This window comes from Pseudomonas sp. 22189, from assembly GCF_052045635.1.
GTDB lineage: Bacteria > Pseudomonadota > Gammaproteobacteria > Pseudomonadales > Pseudomonadaceae > Aquipseudomonas > Aquipseudomonas parakoreensis.
This window is the reverse complement of the sequence record NZ_JBQEPG010000071.1, coordinates 1-616: the sequence shown is the minus strand read 5'-3', so window position 1 is coordinate 616 and position 616 is coordinate 1. Positions and strand designations below refer to the sequence as shown.

Below are 616 nucleotides of genomic sequence, written 5' to 3'. Positions count from 1 at the left end.
GTCAGACAGGATCTATTTCGACTGATACATCGCTATCGCTGGCAAGCCAGCTCCCACAGGGGTCTCCACAAGTCTGTAAGATTCCCTTTTCGCCTCACTGCAACCCCGAGCCCATGCCGCAACCCGCCACCTCAAAACTCGCCCGTCTGCTGTTCGGCCTGTTGGCCTATGTCAGTCTCGGCATTGGCCTGATCGCCATCGTCGTGCCCGGCCTGCCGACCACCGAGTTCATCCTGCTCGCCGCCTGGGCTGCGACCCGCAGCTCGCCGCGCCTGAGTGCCTGGCTGGAAAACCATCGGCTGTTCGGGCCGATCCTGAACAACTGGCGCAACGGCAAGATCATCGCGCGCAAGGCCAAGGTCAGCGCCACCGTCAGCATGCTGCTGTGCGCGACACTGATGCTGGTGATGCTCGACCACGGCTGGCCGGTGTATCTGGCGATTGCCGGGATGAGCCTGGGCAATCTGTGGATTTGGTCGCGCCCGGAAACCATCGCCTCCTCCTCTTCCTGACCTCCCGCTATTTTTGGCAAATAAGCTTTGTGGTGAGGGGATTCATCCCCGATGGCTGCGCAGCAGCCACTAATCAGGCTCCGCAGAGTTTCAGTTAAAAATGG

General features: G+C 60.4%; 1 protein-coding gene. It reads left to right on the top strand.

The genetic code is table 11. From position 1 onward, the window contains the following. The first annotated feature begins 113 nt into the window (after positions 1 to 113). The gene (locus ACTJKS_RS28020; protein ID WP_108183598.1) at positions 114 to 512 is read left to right on the top strand and encodes a YbaN family protein; all 399 of its coding nucleotides are present in this window, start codon (positions 114 to 116) and stop codon (positions 510 to 512) included. Positions 513 to 616: the final 104 nt, after the last annotated feature.